General features: G+C 38.4%; 20 protein-coding genes. 14 read left to right on the top strand and 6 right to left on the bottom strand.

Annotation, left to right across the window (positions count from 1 at the left end; genetic code table 11):
- The first annotated feature begins 56 nt into the window (after positions 1–56).
- The 4 genes from bioH (at position 57) to AC27GZ_RS04115 (ending at position 3,214) form a co-directional block, all read left to right on the top strand.
- A complete protein-coding gene (bioH, locus tag AC27GZ_RS04130; protein WP_487093606.1) occupies positions 57–896 on the top strand; it encodes a pimeloyl-ACP methyl ester esterase BioH in 840 nt (279 codons plus the stop codon).
- Between the two features lie 60 nt (positions 897–956).
- A complete protein-coding gene (locus AC27GZ_RS04125) occupies positions 957–1,817 on the top strand; it encodes a DMT family transporter (RefSeq protein ID WP_487093605.1) in 861 nt (286 codons plus the stop codon).
- A gap of 106 nt (positions 1,818–1,923) precedes the next feature.
- A complete protein-coding gene (locus AC27GZ_RS04120; protein ID WP_487093604.1) occupies positions 1,924–2,193 on the top strand; it encodes a hypothetical protein in 270 nt (89 codons plus the stop codon).
- A 52-nt stretch (positions 2,194–2,245) separates the two neighbouring features.
- Positions 2,246–3,214: a putative metalloprotease CJM1_0395 family protein gene (locus AC27GZ_RS04115; RefSeq protein WP_487093603.1), complete on the top strand. Its 969-nt coding sequence runs from the start codon at positions 2,246–2,248 to the stop codon at positions 3,212–3,214.
- Between the two features lie 82 nt (positions 3,215–3,296).
- Here the strand turns inward: AC27GZ_RS04115 and pyrE are convergent, their stop codons facing one another.
- Both pyrE and rph read right to left on the bottom strand, forming a co-directional pair.
- Positions 3,297–3,962, bottom strand: coding sequence for an orotate phosphoribosyltransferase (gene pyrE / locus AC27GZ_RS04110; protein WP_487093602.1), 666 nt, complete (start codon positions 3,960–3,962; stop codon positions 3,297–3,299).
- A 24-nt stretch (positions 3,963–3,986) separates the two neighbouring features.
- On the bottom strand, positions 3,987–4,700 hold the full coding sequence (gene rph / locus AC27GZ_RS04105; RefSeq protein ID WP_487093601.1) for a ribonuclease PH: 714 nt from the start codon (positions 4,698–4,700) through the stop codon (positions 3,987–3,989).
- Positions 4,701–4,844: 144 nt separating this feature from the next.
- On the opposite strand from rph, the gene AC27GZ_RS04100 reads away from it, so the two are divergent.
- The 6 genes from AC27GZ_RS04100 to AC27GZ_RS04075 all read left to right on the top strand — a co-directional run bounded on the left by AC27GZ_RS04100 (position 4,845) and on the right by AC27GZ_RS04075 (position 10,198).
- Positions 4,845–5,354, top strand: coding sequence for a thioredoxin family protein (locus AC27GZ_RS04100; RefSeq protein WP_487093600.1), 510 nt, complete (start codon positions 4,845–4,847; stop codon positions 5,352–5,354).
- 11 nt (positions 5,355–5,365) lie between these two features.
- Complete coding sequence (locus AC27GZ_RS04095) at positions 5,366–6,064, top strand: gluconate 2-dehydrogenase subunit 3 family protein (protein ID WP_487093599.1); 699 nt, start codon at positions 5,366–5,368, stop codon at positions 6,062–6,064.
- Positions 6,065–6,076: 12 nt separating this feature from the next.
- Positions 6,077–7,816: a GMC family oxidoreductase gene (locus tag AC27GZ_RS04090; protein ID WP_487093598.1), complete on the top strand. Its 1,740-nt coding sequence runs from the start codon at positions 6,077–6,079 to the stop codon at positions 7,814–7,816.
- A 26-nt stretch (positions 7,817–7,842) separates the two neighbouring features.
- Complete coding sequence (locus tag AC27GZ_RS04085; RefSeq protein ID WP_487093597.1) at positions 7,843–8,772, top strand: DM13 domain-containing protein; 930 nt, start codon at positions 7,843–7,845, stop codon at positions 8,770–8,772.
- 125 nt (positions 8,773–8,897) lie between these two features.
- Positions 8,898–9,761, top strand: coding sequence for a YicC/YloC family endoribonuclease (locus AC27GZ_RS04080; RefSeq protein ID WP_487093596.1), 864 nt, complete (start codon positions 8,898–8,900; stop codon positions 9,759–9,761).
- A gap of 107 nt (positions 9,762–9,868) precedes the next feature.
- Positions 9,869–10,198, top strand: coding sequence for a hypothetical protein (locus AC27GZ_RS04075; protein ID WP_487093595.1), 330 nt, complete (start codon positions 9,869–9,871; stop codon positions 10,196–10,198).
- Here AC27GZ_RS04075 and AC27GZ_RS04070 read toward each other — a convergent pair.
- Positions 10,190–11,455: a DNA cytosine methyltransferase gene (locus tag AC27GZ_RS04070; protein ID WP_487093594.1), complete on the bottom strand. Its 1,266-nt coding sequence runs from the start codon at positions 11,453–11,455 to the stop codon at positions 10,190–10,192. The genes AC27GZ_RS04075 and AC27GZ_RS04070 overlap by 9 nt on opposite strands.
- A gap of 153 nt (positions 11,456–11,608) precedes the next feature.
- Between AC27GZ_RS04070 and AC27GZ_RS04065 the strand changes: the two genes are divergently transcribed.
- Genes AC27GZ_RS04065 through AC27GZ_RS04055 form a run of 3 tightly spaced genes read left to right on the top strand, consistent with a single transcriptional unit; the run spans position 11,609 to position 13,831 of the window.
- A complete protein-coding gene (locus AC27GZ_RS04065) occupies positions 11,609–12,322 on the top strand; it encodes an Eco47II family restriction endonuclease (protein ID WP_487093593.1) in 714 nt (237 codons plus the stop codon).
- A complete protein-coding gene (locus AC27GZ_RS04060; RefSeq protein WP_487093592.1) occupies positions 12,322–13,095 on the top strand; it encodes an Eco47II family restriction endonuclease in 774 nt (257 codons plus the stop codon). The genes AC27GZ_RS04065 and AC27GZ_RS04060 overlap by 1 nt, the downstream gene beginning before the upstream one ends.
- A 4-nt stretch (positions 13,096–13,099) precedes the next feature.
- Positions 13,100–13,831, top strand: a complete 732-nt coding sequence (locus AC27GZ_RS04055) for a TdeIII family type II restriction endonuclease (protein WP_487093591.1) — start codon at positions 13,100–13,102, stop codon at positions 13,829–13,831.
- A 316-nt stretch (positions 13,832–14,147) separates the two neighbouring features.
- On the opposite strand, the gene AC27GZ_RS04050 is transcribed toward AC27GZ_RS04055, so the two are convergent.
- Together AC27GZ_RS04050 and AC27GZ_RS04045 are read right to left on the bottom strand one after the other, a co-directional pair.
- Positions 14,148–14,585 carry an ASCH domain-containing protein gene (locus tag AC27GZ_RS04050; protein ID WP_487093590.1) on the bottom strand — a complete coding sequence of 146 codons (438 nt, stop codon included), beginning with the start codon at positions 14,583–14,585 and terminating at the stop codon, positions 14,148–14,150.
- Between the two features lie 225 nt (positions 14,586–14,810).
- Positions 14,811–16,115 carry a DNA sulfur modification protein DndB gene (locus AC27GZ_RS04045; protein WP_487093589.1) on the bottom strand — a complete coding sequence of 435 codons (1,305 nt, stop codon included), beginning with the start codon at positions 16,113–16,115 and terminating at the stop codon, positions 14,811–14,813.
- 700 nt (positions 16,116–16,815) lie between these two features.
- Between AC27GZ_RS04045 and AC27GZ_RS04040 the strand changes: the two genes are divergently transcribed.
- On the top strand, positions 16,816–18,795 hold the full coding sequence (locus AC27GZ_RS04040; RefSeq protein ID WP_487093588.1) for a TonB-dependent receptor plug domain-containing protein: 1,980 nt from the start codon (positions 16,816–16,818) through the stop codon (positions 18,793–18,795).
- A 91-nt stretch (positions 18,796–18,886) separates the two neighbouring features.
- On the opposite strand, the gene AC27GZ_RS04035 is transcribed toward AC27GZ_RS04040, so the two are convergent.
- The gene (locus tag AC27GZ_RS04035; protein WP_487093587.1) at positions 18,887–19,735 is read right to left on the bottom strand and encodes a sulfurtransferase; all 849 of its coding nucleotides are present in this window, start codon (positions 19,733–19,735) and stop codon (positions 18,887–18,889) included.
- Positions 19,736–19,752: the final 17 nt, after the last annotated feature.

Below are 19,752 nucleotides of genomic sequence, written 5' to 3'. Positions count from 1 at the left end.
TGTTACCATCCATTTTGTAAAATAATCATTGAATACTTAATCCTAAAGACATAAGCATGGCAGATACATTACATTTTTCCACTTATTACTCCGCTGAAAATAACCCCGTTAAAGCAAATAGTACTGCTATTGTTATGATTCATGGTTGGGGCGTTAATTCAGCTATATGGCAGCCACTTATTAATCAATTAAAGGATCTTGTGGCAGATGATTTTCATCTTGTCACCCTTGATTTACCAGGGTTTGGTGAAAATAATCAGTATGAAGTTGAACCTTATTCGATATCTGAAATTGTGAAGCAAATCAATGCGGTTATTGAGCAGCCAGCTATCTTTCTGGGCTGGTCATTAGGAGGACTTGTTGCCACAGAGATGGCGTTGACTTTCCCTGAAAAAGTCCTTGCTTTAATCACAGTTGCGAGTTCTCCTTACTTTGTAGAAGATAGTGATGAAACTGCGTTTTGGCCCGGTATAAAGCCAAATGTGCTAAAGAGCTTTCATCAGCAATTAGAAGTTGATACTAAAAAAACTATCAGTGGCTTTTTAAAAATTCAAGCCATGGGTAGCCCACATATTCGTGATGATATTAAACAAATAAGCCAATTAGTTTTATCGCAAGCTATGCCAAGTAAAGATACTTTAGATAAATCATTATCCTTACTTGAAAGCAGCGATTACAGAGACCAATTGCTTACTATTGAACAGCCATTTTTACGTTTGTATGGTCATAACGATAGCTTAGTGCCGAAAAAGGTGGTGCAGTCTATTAAAGAGCTCGCACCACACAGTGAGCAATATATTTTTGAGCAGGCCTCTCACGCACCGTTTATTTCACACCTTGATGAATTTACTAAGGTACTTATAAACTGGCTAAATGAGAAAATTTTGCATGTGTAAAGCTAATTTACACATTTGCCTGCGCACCTGCCTGCACAAAGTTAAAAAGGCCTTTAACCTATGAAGCATACTTTATGTACCTTGCTTGCCTTAATTGCACTGGCAGGAAATTCAGTACTTTGTCGGCTAGCCTTAGATGGAAATACAATAGATGCAGCAAGCTTTACTAGCATACGTTTATTTTCTGGCATCTTAGTATTATTCATTATTTGGTCAGTGGTTAATCAGGGAAAATCTGCCGCGTCTAAAGGAAGTTGGGCAGCATCTTTCTACCTTTTTGTTTATGCTATTGCTTTTTCATATGCATATATCTCACTAGATACCGGCATAGGTGCGTTAATCTTATTTGGTTTCGTGCAAATTAGTATGATTTTGAAAGGTCTACTTTCTGGTAATAAACTTCATTTTACCGAGTGGACTGGTATCCTCTTTGCTTTTTTAGGCTTGGTTTATTTAATATTTCCTAACTTAAGTAGCCCATCGTTTACAGGTTTTATTTTGATGGCTATTGCGGGTATTGCCTGGGGGATGTATACCCTAGCAGGAACTGGGGCAACCGATCCTTTAACTAACACGGCTTTCAATTTTTTGCGTACATTACCTTGGGTAGTTGCGTTACTTGTGGTGAGTGTAGATGTCTCTTTTTATACGCAACAAGGAGTCATACTTGCCATTGTTTCTGGCGGCATCACTTCAGGTATTGGTTATGTTATTTGGTATGCCGCATTGAAAGAGCTTTCGGGCACTCAAGCGGCTGTATTGCAATTACTTGTGCCTGTTATTGCAACTGTTGGTGGCGTGATATTTTCTCATGAAATTATTTCAATGCGTTTACTAATTTCTTCCTGCATTATTCTTAGCGGTATATTATTGGTTATCCTAGGTAAAAAATACGTAGAGAAAGCCAATACAGCCGAGTGACAGCGCATAATTAATTGAATCAGCTTAAGTTTGCCCAAAGGTTTACTTTTTTGCTGTTTTGGTTAATAATTAATCAGTAAGTAAAGGCTAAATTGAGGTATGTGTGATGGAAATACAATCAGCATTTAATTCAGGTGTTCAAGGCTTTCAAAAAGCCACAGAAGAAGCCAATGAAGCAGCTGTAAATATTGTTGCCAATACGCTAACAACTGATGAGTCAACGTCAACCGAAGCCAGTGCTACGGGTAACGAGCTACCGGATTTAAATCAGTCTATAGTGGATTTAAAAGTTGCAGAGTATCAAGCTAAAGCGTCTGCACAAGTGATCCAAAGTGCTGATGAGAGCTTAGGCACACTCCTTGATGTAACTGCTTAGGCATTACTGCTTAGGCATAGCTGCCTAGACATTAGCAATATGTAATACTGACATGAATATAACACCGCAAGCGCCTAACCTTTCTATCCCTACTGTGCTAAATCCGCACACAGAAACCTTGCGTCGTGAAAACACCAATAGAGAAATGATCTCGCAACCAGCGGCAATGAGTCAATCGGCTGCTGAAAAAGGTGTTGCTTCAGATAAAGAGCGTGGTAGAACGCCAGCACAAAATAATGAAAACATCGATTTTGCTAGCTTAAAAGAAAAAGCAGAGTTGGCAAACAATGCGATTTCAGAACAAAACCAAGAGCAGAACAGTGAACATCATGCCCATCAAGAGCATGATCATGATACTGAAGAGCAAGAAAACTCTGCAGTTAATAATCAGCACGGTGATGACAGTGATAATCACGCTGAAGAGTTTCAGCAAGCCCGAGAAATTAGTGAATTAAAGCGCAGGGATCAAGAAGTACGTTCTCATGAATTGGCTCATGCTTCTGTGGGCGGTGCTTTTACAGGTGCACCTAGTTACTCTTTTGAAACTGGCCCAGATGGCAAAAAGTATGCAGTGGAAGGTGAAGTGTCTGTTGATCTTTCTGTTGTGGAAGGAGATCCGAGAGCGACAATTGCTAAAATGCAGAAAGTACATGCTGCGGCATTAGCACCAGCAAATCCTTCAGTACAAGATACGCGTATAGCTGCCACAGCGGCACAAATTATTCTACAAGCACAATCACAGTTGTTAGCTGCTCAAGGTAATGAATTTGCACGAGAAACATCAAGTAATTCATCGTATGTAAATCCTAACAATACGCTGGCGCAAGAACAAAATAATGATGTAGCGGTTGAGCAAGACTTTGATACTTTGATTAATCAAACCCTTGCGGCACAAGAGGAAATTTCACCCAGTCGCTCTGATGACGTCATTCAGCGAGCAATTAGGATTGAGAGTTTTTATAGCGACATCAGCCAAGCTTATGAAAAACCGGCCAGGTATCAATTTGAACTCACCGCTTAATTCAATTGCTATAAGGTAAATACACATTAAAAAAGCCTGCAACAATGCAGGCTTTTTTACAATCGTAAAACGATTATATTGTCTAAATACCGTAGTCTTGTCGGTATTGGTTAATACTGGCTAGGCTTGCACTTAGCTCTGCTACATCGCCTTGCTCGTTTGCAACTTGTTCTTCTAAATAGGTGACTACATCTTTTAACGTCACAATAGAGATAACTCGAGTGGCAAAATCACGCTCAACTTCTTGAATGGCTGATAATTCACCTTGACCTTTTTCTTGGCGATCAAGTGCGATTAAAACCCCTGAAAGTTCAGCATTATGGGCTTTAATAATTTCCATCGACTCACGGATTGCGGTGCCAGCGGTAATAACATCATCTACTAACATCACTTTTCCGCTTAGCTCTGCACCCACTAAGCTACCACCCTCACCATGCGTTTTAGCTTCTTTTCGATTAAAGCAGTAGGGCACATCAAGTTGGTGTTGATCAAAAAGTGCGACTGTTGTGGTGGTGGCAATAGGAATACCCTTGTAAGCTGGGCCAAACACTAAATCAAAATCAATATTGGCATCCACTAATGCGGCAGCGTAAAAACGCCCTAAACGGGCTAAATCGCCACCTGTTTTGAATAATCCAGCATTAAAGAAATATGGACTTGTACGACCTGACTTTAAAGTAAACTCACCAAAGCGTAAAACTTGTTTTGATAAAGCAAATTCAATGAATTCGCGTTGATAATCTTTCATTTCTTTCTCCAAGTTTTTACTAGATTAGCTTAATGCTGCTTTTTGGTGATCGAATAACTCATTGATGGCATCTTTTGATAGTTGCATCATGGCTTGCATCTCTTCAAAGCTAAATGGCTCTTCTTCAGCGGTACCTTGTACCTCGATGAGCTTTCCAGTGTCTGTCATCACAACATTCATATCCGTTTCAGCATTCGAATCTTCTGCGTAATCTAAATCTGCAACAGGTTCACCCTTATAAACACCCACAGAAATCGCTGCAATCATATGCTTAAGTGGGTTAGTTTTAATGATCTCTTTGGTGCGCATGTAATTAAGTGCATCTACTAAGGCGACACAAGCACCAGTAATTGAAGCAGTACGTGTACCGCCATCGGCTTGAATGACATCACAATCTACAGAAATAGTATTTTCACCTAATGCTTTCAAATCCACAGCTGCACGTAAAGCTCGTGCAATTAATCGTGAAATTTCTAAAGTTCTGCCGCTTTGTTTGCCAGCAGCAGCTTCACGGCGCATGCGAGTATGCGTAGAGCGAGGCAACATGCCATATTCAGCTGTTACCCAACCTTTACCTTGGCCTTTCAAAAAGCGCGGAACACCTTCTTCAACAGACGCTGTACAAATGACTTTAGTATCACCAAATTCAATAAGCACAGAGCCTTCAGCATGAGCTGTAAATTGACGAGTAATGGTTACTGGGCGTATTTGCCCTAATGTTCTGCCGCTTGGACGCATGGTGTATTCCTACTTGGTGAGATCTCAAAAATAATTGTCGCTATTATAATGCTTCAACACTTTTTTTGAAATATAGTTGGCACAATAAAGGTCATCTTGTCGGTAAGATAAAAATTAATCGTAAAAAAGCATATGAGAGTTTTAATGAAATTGGTTTTGATAGTGATGATAAATGTCTTTTTCTTATATGTTGGCGAAGTTAATGCCACAGCTTTGAAAGTACATTTACCCGAAGAGTTACCTGAATACAGCAAAGTATACGATGATACTCGAGACCCTTTTCAAGATGCAAAGGCGGCTTTGGCATTAGCGAAGGAAACCAATCGACATGTTTTGATAGAAATTGGCGGTAACTGGTGCACATGGTGTCATAAGATGGATGCTTTTTTACTCAATAACCCTGAGGTTTATCAATCGTTACACAGTAAATATGTGCTATTAAAAGTGAATGTTAGTGATAGCAACGAAAATGAGGACTTTATGAAAGGCCTGCCTCCTGTACTTGGTTATCCCCATATGTATGTTTCGGCTTCATCAGGCAAAATGCTGTTATCTAAAGATACCGCGGAATTGCTTGATGACAACAACTACTCAAAAGAATACTGGTTAGCTTTTCTTGAAAAGTGGCAGCAAAAGCCACTTACACAATTGTAAGGTATTTTTAATTGAAATCTTTTTTTGATAAACATTATCAAACGCCAACTTGGCTAAAAGAGAAGGTGCTCAACCCTGAAATCTCTAAGCGCGGTTTGTTAAAATCGGCAGCGGGTGCTGGCGTGTTAAGTTTGGTTTCTACATTTTCATGGTCTACTAGTCAGCAAGTAGTACTTAATGAGCAGGTAAAAAAAGACCCTTGGTTAACGCTTGATGCTACGCTAAAACATTTATTACCTAAATCACCTACAGATAAAGGTAGCCCAAGCGCTGTTGATATCAATGCCTTAGCTTATTTGTATCAAGTTATGACAGTACAACCGACTGAGCAAGATGAAAAAGATTTCATTTTAAAAGGTGTTGGTTGGTTAAATAACTTTGCCAACAGTGAGTATAAAAGCACATTCAGTGAGTTGTCCCTACCTGAAAAAGAAATATTATTACGCAAAATAAGTACATCTCGTGCAGGCAATAATTGGCTAAACACTCTACTGCATTATATTTTTGAAGCCATGTTAACACCACCAGCTTATGGCGGTAATCCTCAAGGGGTTGGTTGGCAATGGCTTGAGCATCAAGCTGGTTTTCCTCTGCCAGATAAAGGTCAACGTTATTTTGAACTGCCTACGAGAGCTCAGGCGAACAGTCATATAGCGGTCAATGTTGTTGAAAGCAGCAAAGTAACCATCAAAAAAAGCAGAAAAGCATGAGTGACCTAAAGCATGAGTGAGTTAAAGAAGGTGGATTTTGATATTTGTATTGTTGGTAGTGGCGCTGGCGCCTCTCCTGTAGCTTATACCTTGGCTAAAGCTGGCGCGAAAGTGTTAGTACTAGAAAAAGGACCATGGCTAACTGAAAAAGAATTCTTCAAAGATGAACTTGCCATTAGTATTCACGATGCATACAACCCCAAGTTGACTGATGAACAACATGTGATTGAAGAAGAATATGAAGATAGTGATGGTAATAGCTTTTGGCAAGGGGAGAAAACCAGCGACTCAGGTTGGTCGTGGTGGAATGGCTCGGTTGTAGGCGGTTCTTCTAACTTTATGAGCGGTTATTTTCATCGCTTAAAACCTGTCGACTTTCGCTTGAAAACTGAGTTTGGTGAGATAGAAGGCGCTAATATTGAAGATTGGCCAATAAGCTATGATGAATTAGAACCGTATTATGCACAGGTTGAGCGTGAAGTAGGTGTGTCTGGGTGTGTAGTTGATCACCCTCATCAAGAGCCAAGATCTAGTGACTTTCCATATCCTCCTGTGGCCGAAACACCCATATCTTCATGGATAGATAAAGCGGCAGATAAAATTGGTTATCATGCCATTCCTGTGCCTAGAGCGGTTTTATCACAACCTGCCATGGGGCGTCGAAGCTGTGAATATTCGGGCTACTGTAGTAGCTATGGTTGCTCTTCTGGCGCGAAAGGTAGCGGTAGAGCCGCTTTATTAAACCACGCCGTTGCCAGCGGCAATTGCACTATTCGAGCTAATGCTAAAGTATATAAAATTGCTACCGATGACCAAGGTGAAATTAGTGGTATTCACTACTATGACCGCATTGGCAAAAAGCAAAAAGTGACAGCCAAAATTTATGTTGTAGCTTGTCAGGCTGTAGAAACCTCAAGACTTTTACTTGCCTCTACAGGGAAAAAGTTTCCACAGGGCTTAGCAAATAATAACGGTCAAGTGGGTAAAAACTTACTATTTAGTGGTGGAGGTACTGGCAGTGGCGACTTTTATTTTAATGACTTAACTGAACAACAAGTGAGTGATTTAAAACAGGTTGGCCCCTTTGTAAATAGAGCACTACAAGACTGGTATCAAATTGACGATAAAACCTTTAATGGCGCTAATTCTAACGGGCAAGCAAAAGGTGGCACGATTGATTTTTTATTTCATCAAAACCCTATTGCCAGAGCAAGAGGTACGCAGTGGGGCATTGATGATCAGGGGAATGATAAATTACTGTGGGGCGAAGCATTAAAAGCGAGTATCAAACAAGAGTTTACCAGTTATAAAACCTTACGCTTTGAAGTATTTAATGATTGGCTTCCTACTGATGATTGTTTTGTTGCTTTAGATAAGGGCGTAACAGATCAATGGGGAGACCCTGTAGCGAAAGTACGTATTGGTTATCACAATCATGATTTGGAAGTAGGTGCTTACTTGGCTGAAAAAGCTGAAAAGCTAATGGTAGCATTAGGCGCTAAAAATATTCACTCATCTGTTAGTGGTTATCCAGCAACAAACTTAATGGCTGGAGGGTGCCGGTTTGGTGATGATCCGAACACTTCCGTTTTGAATAAATATTGTCAGGCACATGAGGTTGATAACCTTTACGTGACAGACGGCTCATTTATGCCAACAGGTGGCAGTGTGCCATATACTTTCACCATTTATGCCAACGCTTTTCGCGTGGCAGATCATCTCAAAGCACAATGGAAAACAAACAACATATAATCACTTCAGTGACACTAGGAGTACCTATGAAGATTAGAAAACTATTATATATTTTAATACCTATGTTTTTGATCGCCTGTGGCGGTGGTGGCTCAGGTAGTGAAGAGGCACCGGGAGATAGCAGCTCTCCTGAAGAAGAGGTAACTCCTGAAACCTATACAGGCGTGTTTTTAGATTCACCGGTTGAAAACCTAAATTATTCAACTGATAGTGGTTCAGGTGTAACTAATGAACAAGGTGAGTTCACGTATCAGTTAGACGAAGAAATAACTTTTTCTATTGGCAATATAACATTTCCTGCCGTCACTGCCTCGTTAGTAATCACGCCATTAACGCTTTTTGATACCGATGACACTAGTACCACTGAAGTGGTTAACATGCTTAGGCTATTACAAAGCTTAGATGTAGATGGAGATGCCAGTAATGGTATAGAGATATCTGATACTGCGCATAATTTAGCTAGCGCATTAACGATCGACTTTTCTGATGTAGATTTTGAAGATAAAGTGGCAGACTTAATCGCCATGAGTGGCGCGTTAAATCTTCAACTTATTTCTGCTGATGAAGCTATTTATCATTTTGAACAAACCTTAAGAGATCAAGAAATGAGTAGCTGTGAAATGACACATGCTAAAGTGGGTCAAACAGGTTATTTCAGTACGATTGCCCATAACGTTTCAGGAAAAGCGACTATTGTTGATGACTGTACCATTGAAATTACCGAATTTTATTATGATGGTGGTGGCCCAGATGTACACATCTATGCAGCTATAGATCACCAGTATGCTGGTAATGACGCCTTTGCTATCAGCGGTCAAATTAATGGTCAAGTATACGACAATGGCGTACTTAGCTTAAAACTTCCAGATGGCAAAACATTAGATGACTTAACGGGGCTTAGTGTTTGGTGTGTTGACTTTGATGCAAATTTTGGTGAATTGACCTTTTCGGATTAATCCATAAGTAGTGGTTGATAAAGTTTGTACTAAATGCGAAGTCTTTTGATTGTCAACTTCGCATTTAAAGCACGCTTGGGTATAATCATCACTTATTTATTAATTAGTGATTTTGGAATTCTCATATGATCCACAGCATGACAGCATTTTCTCGTTTTGAAATAAAAGGTGACTGGGGAAATGCAGTTTGGGAAATACGTAGTGTTAATCAACGTTTTTTAGAAACTTATTTCCGTTTACCCGAGCAATTTCGAGGTATTGAACCTGTATTACGAGAGCGTTTTCGCAAGCAACTAAACCGAGGTAAAGTTGAATGTCACTTACGCTTTAATCCAAGCCCAAATGCAAAAAGTGATTTAACGCTCAATGAGAAATTAGCATTACAACTAATTAAACATGCCAATTGGGTTAATGAACAAACCCTCAATAGCCAAGTAAACCCATTAGAGGTGATGCGTTGGCCAGGTGTCATGGAAGCCGCAGAAGAAGACATGTCTGTTATTCAAGCACAATTATTAACGGGTTTTGATAGCGCATTAAAGGATTTTATCAAAGCACGTGCTAGCGAAGGCGAAAACCTAAAAGCTATGATAGAACAACGTTTAGATGCTATCAGCCTTGAAGCCGATAAAGTGCAAGCGTATATGCCAGAAGTCATTGAATGGCAGCGACAACGTATCGTCGATAAATTCGCTGATGCAAGCATTGATTTAGACTCAACACGTGTTGAACAAGAGTTAGTATTATTAGCTCAAAAAATGGATGTAGCCGAAGAGCTAGATCGTCTTCATAGTCACGTTAGTGAAACAAAAAAAATCCTCAAAAAAGGAGGCGCACAAGGGCGTCGCTTAGACTTCATGATGCAAGAATTCAACCGTGAAGCGAATACTCTAGGCTCTAAATCTATCAATACCGACGTCACTGCCAGCGCGGTGGAGCTAAAAGTACTGATTGAGCAAATGCGTGAGCAGATCCAGAATATTGAGTAGGTTTTTACTCGCAACCATTCGATATTAAAATCAGCAGTTAACAGCTACTTAGGTGTATCGTAGTTGTCATTGTTATTCATTAGACTTCATTTATGGTTTTTATTTTGGTGTCTAGTAAACTATGGGAAGTTCAGCCTGTCTATTCAGCACAAGGGTTAACTATCAAAGGTGATACTTTTGTGTACTATACCAATGGCATGGACAGAGCCAATAGTTATGTTGCATGTTCTAGGCATACTGACGATTGCAAGGTATTTGTTAGTGAAGCTGAAATTGGGAATCAGAATAATGGTACGTTATCAGAGCAAGAAAAAATCGCTGCTTTAAGTAGGTTAATGGAAAGAGATGCTGATAAAGCTTTAGCAGTCGAATATATCGATGAGAAAGCTTTATCTAAAGTTAAAGAACGGCATCTTGGTGAACTAGAGTTATCTTGACTCTAGTTTGTTTAGAAGCCTAATTAAAGAGCGACCTAATGCTGCTGCCATATTAACAGGCACAGCATTCCCTATTTGACGATATACTGCTGATTGAGGTCCTTGAAACTCCCAATTGTCAGGAAATGTTTGGATGCGTGCATATTCCCTTATCTGTAAAGGCCTAGTTTCAAGAGGGTGGCATCTTTCCGTTTGTTTTTGAGCAGGGGATGTTGTGAGAGTTAAACTGGGTTCATTTAAAGATAATCTTCGTGCCATACCTGTTTTGCCCCCACCAAGGAAATAGCTACCTTGCATATACTCACGTTGCAAATCATCACTAAGATTTCGCCAATAACCGCCTTGAGGGACCTCGGCCATAATTTCTGCTTTACGCTTAGGATATTTTTGACCTTCTGATTTAGGCACATCATTGTCAAATAACTCACCTTCATAGAAAGCATCTTGCAAGGTCATTACTCGACTATATGGTGAAGGCCATTTAAATAACTCTTCTGGTGCAATACCATCTATAAGATCTTTTCGGATGCCAACAATAATTAATCGTTCTCTTTTTTGAGGTACTTTATAAAAAATAGCCTTTAATACTTTGGGTTCAATTAGTACATATCCCAGTTCTTCAGTAACAATTTCTTTAATAGTCTCAAGGGTTTTTCCATTGTCATGAGTCAGAAGCGCTCGAACATTTTCAGCAAGAAACACTTTAGGCTGTAATTCTTTAATTGCTCTTGCCATTTCAAAAAACAACGTCCCTCTAGTGTCCTCAAAACCTAAACTCTTCCCAGCATATGAAAATGCTTGGCATGGGAATCCACCGGTAAGTACATCAATGTCTTCTTTTACTTCCTTTTTAAAATCTATCTTAGATATATCACCGGGCACTACATTCCAATCAGGTCGGTTTGTTGTAAGAGTATTACAGGCATGTTTATCTAGCTCATTGAGAAGTACGCTGTTAAAGCCTGCTTCTTCCATACCTAGAGCTAATCCGCCACCACCAGCGAATAACTCAACTAAATTATAAGGGCGGTTAGGCTTTATTTTAAGCTCTGTTTTCCATTTTGATTCATCAATACTTTTCACAGCAGGGTGATGAATAACCTGAGCCTTTTCAATTAAGCCAGTTTTTGAACATGGGGTGATTTCACCCTTTTTAATCTTTGATTCAATAGAGCGCTTAGATAAAGAAAGTACATCAGCCAATACTTCTAGGCTAAAGAAATTATGTCTTTGTTCTGGCTCGATAATATCTAACATTTGATTCACTTGAACTATTTAACTCCTAAACTACTGATCAAGTATACAGACAACTTTCCCCTAGGTCCAGCAATTTTCTAATTATTTTTTAAATAAATTCACATCTGGTATGGCCTGATCAATAATGATTTCTTTTGATCTCAAGGAGTTAAAATGGATTCTTTTAATAGAGAAAATTTAAAGCAAGCTATAGAAAATAGTGTTATCAGAATGTACGAAGCTCAAACATCCGATTTAGATTTATATAGAAATACGCTTGATTGTTTTTCTGCATCAATTGACGCATTGATGCAAGGTATTAGCATGGATGATTGGCTTAAGCAGGAAAAAGAAAGGCAAGTTCAAAAGACTAAACAAAATGCAATTGGCTCGTTACATGAAGATATTATGGGCTCTATTGAAGGGGTTGAAAGCCTTCCTGTTGGTAACCTTGTAGATATTGTTTGCGAAGACAAAAAAATTATTGCTGAGGTAAAAAATAAACATAATACGACTAAAGGTAATCATAAAGTCCAAATTTACCGAGATTTAGCACAGAAAATTGATGAGCTAGGCGGTGGCTATACTGGCTACTACGTTGAAGTTCTACCTAAAGGTGCTAAGTCTTATGATGCACCTTTTACCCCTTCAGATAACCAAGCAAAAAAGAAGCTTCCAAAGCGTGAGGATATTCGAGTAATTGACGGAAAATCGTTTTATGCGAAGTTAACAGGTGAAGACAACGCTTTGAAAGAGTTATATGAAAACCTACCTTCGATTGTAAATGAGATAATACAAGAGAAATTTAACGTTGTGCTGGAACCACAAAAAGTTGTTGATTCACAATTATTTAATACTAACTTTTTAAAAGCTTATGGAGAAAAGTAATGTCAAAACTGCCCTTTATAAGTGATTTAAATTTAGACAAAGCTATTAACCACGTTACAAGCGCATTAGGTAACTTACAAAATGATAAGAATGCGATTATCCAATCATTTGAAAATGATGATATTTTTGGATCCAAACTCTTTTCAAATTCTATAGATCCATTTGCAATGAAATTTGGGATGTCACTCTATGGCGAAGATAAATGGCTAGAAGCGGAAATTAGTCGTCAGCTCTATAAAACTTTTGAGCAGAAAATAGGGGAATTTCATCAGCTCATTTTGGGTTCTGTTGAGGGGTGGGTTGATTTAGGTATCGGTGACAAAACACAAATAGACCTTAGGAATGAAGATAGCACTATATTTATTGAACTTAAGAACAAACACAATACATGTAACGGAGATTCATTAAAGAAAGTACAAGAAAAGCTGATTAGTGTTTTGGAAGCTTACCCTGAAGCTAAAGGTTATTGGGCTTATATCGTTCCGGGCGTAAAACAAAAATTTGGTTGTGATTTTTGGCGAAGTGGGCAAGGAAAAGCCGCTCCCAAAAGACATGATAGACTTTATAAGGTTTGGGGTTCAGAAGTATACAAGTTAGTTACAGGCGACCGAGAAAACCTGTCTCGACTATATGAGTACTTAGAAACTGAGAATTTAAATATTCCAGATGGAACTCAGAATTTAAGAGATGTTTCAAGTGAAATAATGGAAGTAGCATTACCAAGACTAGAGTTAATTAAATCTCAAATTTTTGAAAAGATGTTAGTTGGATAAATGAATGATTACTGATAGTCAAATAAAAGAAATAACAAAGGGACTTTTACAAGAGAGCTTTTACAATTATTTTAAATCTGCTCAAAAAGAAACTAAGCATATAGTTTTAGATCGTTTTTTTCCTCAGGAAAGGCGTATCACTTCTACCATGACTGGGTTGCAAACAAGCTTAGGTACATTCTGGGAGAAGCTGTCTATAAAATTAGCAGAGGCTAATAAGATTTCAATAATCAAAAATAGTTCGCTAGTTAAGCCAGCTACTTTGCCTGATAATTTAAAAAGGTTAATAAATGATATAAAGGCTGATAGAGAAAGTAATGGCGGCGAACTTGATACATTTAAGGACGATTTAAATAAGACGTTTGGTTTAGGTATGAAGCAAACCTGCAAGTCAGAGGCAATGATAAAAGGAAAAGGCGCAGATGTAATACTTAAAAAAGGGGGTACATATTACCTTTTTGATATCAAAACTGTCCAAGTAAATGCTAACAGTGGCAATTCATTTAATGAAACTGTGATTTTATGGACTGCTTTTTATAAATACATGAATGGCTACGACGCTAATAACATTAAAGCAATGTTAGTCTTTCCATATAATTCTGCTAATGAAAATGATGATGCTGCATGGTGGAACGATTTTGGTGGGCGTATTTCTCCTTTAACTAAAAAAGATGTATTTGTTGGTAATGAATATTGGTCATTCTTAACTGATAATTCCAATGCGCTAAAAAAATAATCGACGCTATAGATGAACTAAACCAAGACGATGATTTTAAAGGTTTATACAATAAAGCGTTTGAGGTTAAAAATAGAGATGGCCTAGTTAACTTTTCTGAAGAAGTGAGACTGCAAAGAATTAAAGATAAATTTTCTGCGGAGCTTATTAATGCCGAATATCCTTTGAATCTGCGCAAAAAATTCTCTTGGACACATGGAGATAATTGTCAGTTCAATGAAAGACTAAATAAGCTATTGGATTCTGAAGAGTACATTTGCCCCACGTGTGGAAGTGTTTTATAGCAGAGTTAATAATTATTTTTTATAACGGCCTACTAAAGGCATCCGTTTTTCTCGATGATTAAACTGGCAACTTTTTCATCGAGATACCTATAACTTTGACCGGGCACGAAACCGGGAAATTTACTTCTTAATTCTGATAAAGGAATTGGATTTTTATATATATTTAGATCCGTTATTTCCATGGCGTGACAGCTAGATTTATCCTTAAAATATTTTTCAATTCTAGCCTTATATTCCGACGTGGCTTTTACGTCAGACATCAGAGTTTCAAAGTCGGAATGAAAGTATCTACCTACTTTAAAGCTTCCAAAAATCGCCATCACAGGCGATGAACGGTAGATAACTATCGTTGAGCTAATTTGTTCTGAGTTTATATCAGGTAGTTTTTTTCTAAACTCGAACGTTTTACTGCCTTCTATTATTTCCTCAATAATTCGTGGTTGAATTGATAAAAGTATGTTTTTTTTCAACTTGATTACCTTTAAAGAATAAGGGCGCAATAGTTGCGCCCAGAAAATCATTTACCTAAACGGCTTATGGATAGATGTTTTTTCCTACAACTTCGACAGTAGGATTGGCTTATTGTCTTACCGTTTTTCATTTTTCGAAATCCAAAAACGCTTTCAATAGCTTTTAAATCACCTTCAACGGAAACACCACACTGAGGGCATTTAGAAAGTAAAATAGAAGGCATCTTATCCCTCCTCGCTGTCAATAATTACATGTCTTTCAAAAGCGAAGCCTAGTGACTCCCCAATAGCCAAAACAGCATTTTCGGTTGGCTTGTTTTGACTATTAATGGCTAAGGTTTCAACACCATTCATATTGCGACGAGTAATTACATTACCTTCCCAAGTCGAAGCTGTTTTTTTCCAGTCTATCTCAATCATTAGTCGCATGATAAAATTCTCAAGCGATTCTTGTGGGTAAAGCATTTGTAGTCTGTTAATTGCAATGCATGCTAAAGATAACCCAAACGGATTGGCAATAAGATAAGTTGAACGATATTCAGCAATTCTTTGTCTTTGCGGTCCTTGCGGTAAATTAGCTATAGCATTTAAAACTGGATTATGTTCAGTAAATAAATCAATAACATTTTTTGTATGGGCGAGGTATTTAGCGTAATCACTTTTATTTTGTAAAAGTTGGTTAGTATATTTATCAAAAGTTGAATCTGAAATAGAATGGTTGCCTTTAATTAAAGCCTTTAGCATAGATCTAACACTGTTAGTTAAAACTAAACAGTTAGATTTTTTACTCAGTGATACGCTTGTTGAATCCGTTCTTCCGTCATTTAAAAGTTGGGAGCTTTCAAGTAGATCTAAAATAAGGCCATTTGCCGGAACCCTTCGGTCATATACCGCTAACATGGATTTTGGAAGTGCTTTGGTTTTTGCACAATCAGCAAAGTCTTGATGTACTTGATTTATATCATCTTCAAAAGAAAACATAATCGACAAGCTATCGGCTTTTAATTTTAATAACTCTTCTGCTGTGAGATTGGTTTCAGTAGCATCTCTAATGCCTTCTATTCGATGTTGGCCATCTGCAATACACAAAGAGTCATCCTCAAGGCTGAGAACTATATAGCCAACTTTAGTTTTACTGTTTGGTCTATCAGAAGTGAAAATAACCTGTTCTCCCAATGCGTTTACGGTTATTGAAGGGAGGATGTATTTCTCATTATTTTTAATGGCATTAGTAATATAATTTGAAACACTTTTTACATGTTTCTTATCCAAGGGTCTATTTCTAGACTCTTTGACCAATTCAAGAGATGCTTTATTAGGCGTTTCATCTGAACTTAGTAACTTTAGAGCAAGGCCAACATTGATAGCCGTTGAGGCACAGGTTCTGTTACCTTGTGAGAATAATACAATCGGAATCACTTGACCTGCTGTATCAGCAGCTAGATCAACAGCAGCGCCTTTAGCTTCAGCGGGAGTTGAGCACGTAATGATATTAATCGTATTTTTGGTTTCAGTTTCTATTTGTGTCATAATTATGGTTCCATAATTTCTATGTACTTTAGTTGAACTGTATAAATGTCTAGTCGGATTTTCATTTATACAGTAGTTATGGACCGCACATTCAATGCAGTCAGAAGTATAATAATTTATATTTCCCTGTGTTGCAATGTGCTTTTTTTTGGTTTTAATTTGTTTTTTTTGCGTTTATTAAGTTGAAAAAGCAACGGTGTTTGCGTTTTTTTTTCGATATTTGCCTTTGAAACTTGAAAAACGTGGTGATTTTCACGTTATCAAGTTTGGGTTGTTTATTGATTGTAGTTGCAAATCACCTTTTGTTTGTTTATTGAGCGATTTTTGGTGCTTGGTTGTCGGTATTGATTTTTTAACGTAGCAATTGTTACGTTCACTTGTGTTTGCATTCTCCGTCTTTAGCGGGGAGATAGTTACATGTGTGGTGGCAGATATGGTGGCAGATGTTTTGTTTTGTGATGGGTTTTGCTGTTAAAGTGTTGAAATTATTGGTTATAAATGACACTTTAAATAATCAGATCCAGAATATCGAGTAAATCTTAGAGGCATTTCAAATATATCCAAAAGCCCTTAATTTGAGGGTTTTTTAAACTCTTAATTTCAAGATTTACTTTAGATGATATCCTAAATCATAAGAAGTAGCGTATTGAGCTTGAGAGGTTTGAGATATTCTCAATTCATAGCATTGTAAGAGGTAAAAATGCTGATCAAATATTCTAAAATAGCACTCGTTGTGCTGTTAGCACCTTTAATATCTTATGCTAGTGAAGGTGAGCATCATGACGACCATCATGAGCACGATGAAAATAAAATTGAAAAGATTCAGGTAACGGCATCAAGACTAGGCCGAATTGTTACTGAGTCAGCAACCCGTACAGAGATAATTAACGGCGAAGAAATTCAAGAAAAAGCTTTAATGAGACCCGGCAACATTTCTATGTTGGTTGCTGAAACCGGTGGAGTGCGGGTGCAAAATACTTCACCTGCTCTTGGCAGTGCCAATATTCGATTACAAAGTATGTATGGTCGATATACGCAGTTACTCAGCGATGGTTTACCGCTATATGGCGGTCAAACTGCATCTATTGGCTTATTACAAATTCCTCCAACAGATCTTGCTAATGTTGAAATCATTAAAGGATCAGCATCATCATTGTATGGTGGCTCAGCACTTGGCGGGGTGATTAACTTAATTTCTCGAACGCCATCAGATGAAGCGGAAGGTGAAGTGCTTTTGAATGCGACATCGAAAAATGGCCAAGACATCACCACATATTTTGCCTCGCCGATTAATGACGCTGCTAGTGCGTCTGTAACCGCTGGCCTGCACAATCAAGCGCAACAAGATTTAGATAGTGATGGCTGGATAGATATGGCCGAGTACCAGCGCGCTACTATTCGTCCGCGTATTTATTGGGAAAGCGAAGGTGGTGCTAACCTGTATCTTACTTTTGGCGCTATGATGGAAGAACGTAAAGGTGGAACAGTGGCAGGGGCAACTGTTCCTGATGGTAATCCATTTGAGCAAAGTCAAGATTCACTTAGGCTTGATAGTGGTTTTATTTTTGATCAACCACTAGGGGAAGTGCTTAATCTCAATGTGCGTGGCTCTGCAATGCGCCAAGAGCACGACCATGTGTATGGCTTAGTAGAAGAAAAAGATATTCATGAAAGTTACTTAATTGAATCTAGCGTGTCGGGTTATAGTGACGCTACAGCTTGGCTTGTAGGTATTGCTTATCAATCAGATCGCTTTGATTCAGAGGATTTTTCAGAGTTTAACTACAATTACCAAGTGCCCGGGCTATTCTCACAAGTTGATTATGATGCAAGCGATGATGTTTCATTGTCACTTAGTGCTCGTGCTGACTGGCACAGCGAATATGGCACACAAGTTAGTCCGCGTATTTCTATGTTATATAGTCCTGAAAACTGGACTGTTCGTGGCTCATATGGTCAAGGGTTCTTTGCCCCAACACCCTTTATTGAAGACATTGAAGATGCTGGTTTATCACGTCTAGCACCACTTAAAAACCTTGAAGAAGAGCAGGCAACTACGGCATCTATTGATATTAGTTATCTTATTGACAGTGTTGAAACAAGTGTAACCTTGTTTGCATCTGACGTTGCTAATGTTACGGAACTTGAAGTGATTCCGCAAAGTGACCTAATGTCTGATAAACATGTACGTATTGTAAATGCCTTTGGCAAAAGTGAAATTCGGGGGGCTGAATTGCTACTTCGCTATCGCTGGCGTGATCTTAAACTCACGGGAAGTTATTTGTACACGGATGCCAGCAAAAGAAGTCAGTCAGGTATTGGTCGAGAACCTTTAACGCTCACACCAAAGCATTCGGCTGGTGCGGTTATTATGTGGGAAGAGCATGGTAGTCATTTAGTTGGATTTGAAGCTTACTATACAGGCACACAACATCTTGAAGGTAACCCATACCGTAACAAAAGTGACGCCTATTGGCATTTAGGCTTACTTGGTCAAATTACCTTTGGTAAAGTGAGTTATTTCTTAAATGCAGAAAACCTCCTCAATGTACGTCAAACCAAAGGTGAGTCGTTATTGTTACCAGAGCAAGCTCCAAGCGGGCGTTGGACTACAGATATCTGGTCACGCAATGACGGCTTTACGGTTAATGCTGGTATTCGTGTTCAGTTTGGTCACTAAAGGTTTTTAGAAATCAAGTTACCGGATTTGTTATGGATTCTAAGTTGTTTTTTCTTGAAAGTTGTAAAGTGTTGAGTACCAAGCAAAGTACTTAACTCTCCCCTTTAGCTATGGGCAGTTGCTTGTTACTGCCCCAATCAGACCATGAACCATCATATAAAACGGTATTGTCATAACCTGCTATGGTTGCGGCTAACATAATTATGCAGGCGGTAATGCCTGAGCCACAGGTAAAGATCAATTCATTATTTTTATGGGCTGACAGCTTTGCAAATATAGTATTTAATTGCGCAGGCTCTTTAAAACAGTGACCTGCTAATATTTCGGCAAAAGGTAAATTCGTTGAGTTTGGAATATGGCCACTACGAACGCCTGCTCTTGGCTCATCTTTGATGCCCTCAAACCTTACGGATGACCGAGCATCAATGATAACGGTTTGTTTATCAAGGTAAGTGTTTAGAATGTAGTTTGCATCGCATACTAATTTATCTTGATACTCCCCTTGAATGTTCCCTAACGTGCTAGTGTGGTTTGATGGTGAAGCTACAGTTGCTCTATTTTCTAGTAGCCACTGAGGCAGACCGCCATCAAGTACAAAAGCATTTTTAAAGCCCATTGCCTGAAATATCCACCAAGCTCTTGGTGATGAGTAAATACCTTGATTATCGTAAATGACCACTAGGCTGTTAGAGTTTATACCTAGCGCTTGTGTAGCTTGAGTAAATTGCGCTTCAGTTGGGAAAGCATTGCTTTGCGAAGAGGCTAAATTGCAGAATACTTTTTCTAAATCAAAGTGTTTAGCTTTTGGAATATAACTTTTTTTATCGTACTCAATCGGTGTTTTTCCAACGACTTTTTGCATGCTTGCATCGAGAATAATAAGCTTGTCGTTGTCTAAGTTATTATTAAGCCATTCGGTTGTTACTATCGGTGTTTTCATTGTTATTAGTACCTTGG

The organism is Colwellia sp. SU-HH00943 (assembly GCF_057546125.1).
The sequence above is the reverse complement of the archived record's forward strand: the minus strand, read 5'-3'. Positions and strand labels throughout refer to the sequence as shown.